Source organism: Clostridium sp. YIM B02506 (assembly GCF_022324845.1).
GTDB lineage: Bacteria > Bacillota > Clostridia > Clostridiales > Clostridiaceae > Clostridium_T > Clostridium_T intestinale.
Genome location: NZ_JAKGTG010000060.1, coordinates 1 through 5307 on the forward strand (window position 1 = coordinate 1; position 5307 = coordinate 5307).

Here is a 5307-nt window from a genome sequence, read left to right on the forward strand (position 1 = left end):
CGACACCTCCTATGATTTATTTGTTTTGCGATTGTCAGTCGCTTTCATTTTATCATAGGAGTTTTTTTCTGTTTAGAGCTAAAGCCTTTTTGTCCACCGGCATAGCAGGAGGTTTTCTAGACAAAAAACCCACTAAAATCCAAATTTTAGATTTTTGTGGGTTTTATGGTGGAGGCGAAACGTAGCCCCTAAAATATACCTTAACTTTAATAACCTTGTTAATACCCGGGATGATTGATGGATTCAAAGAGTATCTCTTGCTATTTTGTACCAGAATTAAGAATCGCTCTTATAAAATCAAGATCTAGACTCGTCATATTTTGTACAATTATAACTCTTGTTGCATTTCCTATTATAAACTTATTTATAGCATCAATCATTCTTTCTGAAACTTCTGGAAGAATCCTTATACTACATTGTCCATTCTTTACGATTTTTTTCATAGCTATTGCAAAATTGGATGACAGGGGCATAAAATAATCTACATCTTCGATCTCATTTATAATAATAGGATAATCTGATAGAAAAAACTTTTTTTCAGTTGGGGCTTTATATATTTCTATAAAATAATTATTAACTAAATGATTCATCAACTCATTAATTCCACCACTAAAAGTATCATTAAATTTTATTACTTCAAATATCGTATCTAAATCCTTGTTTTTAAAGTTCTTTGAAGCTAATATTTCCGCTTCTATTTTTCCAAATAATAGTTCTTTATAAAATATTTGCTTTATTTCTAATGATAGCTCGTGTTTATTAAAAATAATTTCTTTAAATTTTGGTAATCGTACCATGGATAATGTTAAATGTAGCATTAAATAAACAGATAAATGCTCCCATTCTCCAGTAATATACATACGTCTTAATCTATCATTACATCTTTCATCATATAAAACTTCAAATAAATCCTCTACTTTACTTGCTAATTCTGACTCCATAACAGCAAACTTATTTTCTGTACTATTCCTATCAATATACCGACCATCTCTAGACTTATCTTCATAAAAATCATTTTCTGTACAAATATTATTAATATCTTGAACTATTCTTTTTACCGAATTTACCAAAACAGCATCAATTTTTCCTTTATCATTCAGAAATTTTTTTATTATATATCTAGATATATAATGTTGTTTTTTCGTATAGCTCATTCAAAATCCTCTATTAATAAGTTTTTCTTATTTATATTTTTAAATTTTCATTTTACGATTTATACATTCAGTTAAACTCTCATGTCCATTTGAATAATAGTGACATCTATTACATTCTAAACATTTTTTTATATTATCAATTTCATTCTTCTTATATTTTTTTATAAAAAATGGATCTGATAATAATTGTCTACCTAGTGAATATGTTAAATTATCTAAGTCATCTTTTTTATCTAAAATTGCTTTTTCCATATTCCCTGCTAAGTTCCAAATTATATTTGGATACCTATTTGCCAAATGCACTCCATATTTTACTTTTTTATTTATACTCTCACTTTTTAATGGATAAATCATTTTTTTATCTATGTTATATATCCCATTTGATATACTTATTATACTTATTCCCATACTTACTAGATCCTTAATTAATTCAAATTTGTAAGCAATCTCTTCTTTTTCATCTTTTATTCCCTCCACTAGAGAAATTCTTACATCTAAAATAATCTTAGGTCTCTCTTTTAATATTCCTCTTACAATATCTCTTATTACTTTTACTCTTTCCAAACCGTAAACATCTTTTCTTACATTAAAAACATCACTGATCATCAAAGATAAAAAATAACCATGTGCAGCATGTATTTGTACTATATTAAATCCCAAATCATACGCTACAATAGCCTTTTCCTTATATAAATTTACTATTTCATTTATCTTCTCTATTGATATATTTTTTATTTCGTCTTGAGCATTTTTTATATAATCTTTTATTTCGTTAGTACTGTTATTCATTTTAAGTATAGGAGTTATATTAGAATACCTACACCCTAATTGAATACCTGGAATACTTCCATTTCTTTTTATTTCATCTGATATCTCTTTCCAAATAATCATATCATTATTAAAATAACAAGTTTTATTATTTGTCGCATATAAATCTCCTATAGCTACATTGCCTACATAACTTATAGCAATATCTTTTCCAGACATTATCTGGTGAAACTTCAACAACTCTTTTGTTGGATTTCCATTAAAAGAATATCCAGTATTTATTGGTGCAAAAAATATTTTGTTTTGTAAAGTTACATCTTTTATTTTTATGGGTTGTAGAACCTTATCTTTGTTCATTTATATCAAACCCCATAAATCGTAATTCATTACTATGTAATTTTTTTAAGTATTCTTCTTCAAGATTTAGATTTAAATGCGATGCAATACGAATGATGTATATAAATGTATCAACTATCTCTTCAGACAAATTTTCTAACTTGTCATAATAGATTTTTTCTCCACTTCTATTTGAATCAATAACCAAGTTTATTTTTTTAATTTGATTTGAAAATTCCCCCAATTCTCCAACTAAACCTACTATATCTTTATTAATATAATCTACTATTTCTTCTATTTGGCTACTTTTAGGCGTCCAACCATGTTTAGAATCAAATGCTTTCTGTATTTCTATTATTTTATTTAAATCCATACTATCTGCTCCTTTTCTTATTTATCTTTGTTACATTATTCATAAAGATAGTAAAGACTACGCTTGTTATTATACCTATTACAAAGGATAAAATTGAAGACAACATTATATTAGGATTTCCTGATTTACATATCATATAAGTAACAATTATCATCACTAAAATGGAATACGCTACAGTCATAAAACTTAACTTTCTTTGATATCTAAAAACTGTACTTAATGAATTTGAAATTATACTACCATATGCTCCCTTGATATCATCAAATTCACTTTCTATTCTTTTATCATTTTTTATTTCTTCTTCAGTAAGAATATTAGATTCCTTTATAACCCATTCATTAGTGCTATAACCATGTTGGCCTTTATAGTCTTTCTTAACAGCAAATTGTAATTTTGAAAACTCAATTTTAGCTATATTCTCATCTACATTAATTTTTATATAATTATTAGAGCTATTATTAATCACCAAACCTAAATGACCTTCAAATCCTGGATCTGCATATGTATTTACTGGAATTAATCCAATAGAAAACAAACTTCCTTTAATTAGAATTCTCCCTAAAATATCTTTAGGGAGTTCTAGTTTTTCTTTTACAATTATAACTATTAATTGTTTAGGTTTTATTAATATATACTCTCCAGCTACTAATTCATATTTTTTATTTCCTGATGATAAATCATGGTATATATTACTTGCTCTTAGTTCATAACAAGCTTGCTTTATATTTTCTTTTCTAAAATTATCTATAATTAATTTACCACTCTCACAATATTCTAATATCTGAAAATCTGCTAATGTTCCGTTAATTTCATTTCTTACCATTTATGTCTCCTCTATTTATTTCACTTTCTTATCAAATCATTTATAGGTATTTAAAAACTATTCAAGTCTCATATATATTTTATTTTAGAATTTCTAAATTATATATTGAAATTTTTTTCAATATATTTTCATATATACTAATTTTATCAAATATTATTTATTTAGTAAATTAATTAATTTCTTATTTTATAAACAATAAAATCATAAAGTTATACTGCATTTTATAAATTACCCATAAATTTATTAGTCGATGAATATCCGCTCTATCTTTTGACAAAATATAATCAAAAAATAAAAATAGGAGTGTGATTCTCTTGACTAAAGTAGAAAAAGCCTACATAGCAGGAATAATCGATGGTGAAGGTAGTATTATGCTTACCAGATTTCATAATAACCAACTTCCTTCTCCTTGTGTATCCATAGCCTCTACATCTTTAGAGCTACTGACCTATATAAAAGGAGTTGCTAACATTGGAACAATTAAAGGCAAGAAAAACTATAATAAGGATAAGCATAAAAACTCTTTTTCTTATGTTATAAAATATGACAATGCTATCAATTTATTGATAGATATTTATCCATATCTAATATTGGATGACAAGAAAAAACGTGCACATATGATAATTAGTGAATATAAAAATTTAACTCCAAGAAATGGACGATATTCAGAGGAATCATTAGAAAAGAAATTAGATTTTTATAATAGGTTCATGAATATAAAATGAAAACCCACCACAATACTGTGGTGGGTTTCTTATGGTGGAGGCGAGGGGTCATGTGCATCCATAGTTTCGTATGGCACTGACTATATCTTCATCATTATAATTATGATGCTTGGCGTATTATAGAAGTTATAATATAGTTTTGAAACTTCTATCTTAGTATTCCATAAGCTTAAGCTTTTAGGAACCTATAAGTCGATACAAGGCTGTTAGATTTCTCTACATACCTCTCGGTATTGCCGACAGCATTATCTGTTTCGGGTTCACCGATAAAGCCAAGTTATCACTTAAGAATCACTTCTTAAGGCGACTCATCTTACGAATCGAACCCCTGTCCGAAAGCAGACCAGCCTGACTTTCTCCGAGCGCATTCTGTAATTTAGGATTCCCTCCACAAGACGTCTACAGACAGACTTCCTGTTTCAGTAGCTTCATAAATACCCCTTTAGCTCAAAGCTTTGCTAAACTTCGTTTCCCACTCAATGACACCAGTGATCCAAGGCGTGGGCACCCTGGGCTGATGAGCAACTATATTAAGCTGCTAATGCAAAATTGTCTTCTGCGTTTATATTTATTGCATAGTTGATCACGTGGGACCATGCTTCCCCCGGCTCGCTTATCAAACCCATCTTACCCCCGTCGAAGCCAAAACGCCCCCATGTTAGTATTTTAAGTTTTTCAAACGCAAATTGCATTATTTAATTGTAGATTTTAATTTTACAACAGCTAAGTCATATTGTCAAGTTAGACACTAATAAGGAGCGGCTTGGCTCCTTATATTTATAATAATATAACATATAAATCCCCCGTTCAAGAGATTCCTATTACCAACTCATAATACTAATGGGTATGTTGATGTTAGCTACCAATTAAACTTTAAACTTACATCTATTTAACACCGTAAAAGACTTTCTTAGTTTCTTCTGGAAATGGTCCAACTCCAATAATATCGCCACAATATATTATTTCATCACATTCTTTGATATTAGTCCCTTTAAAAGCATTTTTCGACTCATTTTACGCTATACTTATATACTATTAAAACTGTTCTTAAAAGGTGTAGATTGTCAACTACTTTTGACCCACTTTTGCAAATAAAATTGACCCATCAATATTTAATTTATAACGCTA

At 28.1% G+C, this 5307-nt stretch carries 6 protein-coding genes and 1 other RNA gene; 2 read left to right on the plus strand and 5 right to left on the minus strand.

Going from position 1 to position 5307, the window contains the following annotated elements; genetic code table 11:
* Positions 1-185: hypothetical protein (locus L1S49_RS22960; protein ID WP_238907669.1), on the plus strand; the 185-nt coding region annotated here is incomplete at its 5' end.
* A 75-nt stretch (positions 186-260) separates the two neighbouring features.
* Here the strand turns inward: L1S49_RS22960 and L1S49_RS22965 are convergent.
* The 4 genes from L1S49_RS22965 to L1S49_RS22980 are packed head-to-tail and all read right to left on the minus strand — an operon-like array spanning position 261 to position 3454.
* Complete coding sequence (locus tag L1S49_RS22965; RefSeq protein WP_238907671.1) at positions 261-1154, minus strand: DUF4238 domain-containing protein; 894 nt, start codon at positions 1152-1154, stop codon at positions 261-263.
* Positions 1155-1193: 39 nt separating this feature from the next.
* Positions 1194-2279, minus strand: coding sequence for a hypothetical protein (locus L1S49_RS22970; RefSeq protein WP_238907675.1), 1086 nt, complete (start codon positions 2277-2279; stop codon positions 1194-1196).
* On the minus strand, positions 2266-2631 hold the full coding sequence (locus tag L1S49_RS22975) for a hypothetical protein (RefSeq protein ID WP_238907677.1): 366 nt from the start codon (positions 2629-2631) through the stop codon (positions 2266-2268). The genes L1S49_RS22970 and L1S49_RS22975 overlap by 14 nt, the downstream gene beginning before the upstream one ends.
* A gap of 1 nt (position 2632) precedes the next feature.
* On the minus strand, positions 2633-3454 hold the full coding sequence (locus L1S49_RS22980) for a hypothetical protein (protein ID WP_238907679.1): 822 nt from the start codon (positions 3452-3454) through the stop codon (positions 2633-2635).
* 314 nt (positions 3455-3768) lie between these two features.
* Here L1S49_RS22980 and L1S49_RS22985 point away from each other — a divergent pair, with 314 nt between their 5' ends.
* On the plus strand, positions 3769-4179 hold the full coding sequence (locus L1S49_RS22985; protein ID WP_238907680.1) for an LAGLIDADG family homing endonuclease: 411 nt from the start codon (positions 3769-3771) through the stop codon (positions 4177-4179).
* A gap of 314 nt (positions 4180-4493) precedes the next feature.
* On the opposite strand, the gene ssrA is transcribed toward L1S49_RS22985, so the two are convergent.
* Positions 4494-4826: a transfer-messenger RNA gene (gene ssrA / locus L1S49_RS22990) on the minus strand.
* Positions 4827-5307 lie beyond the last annotated feature (481 nt).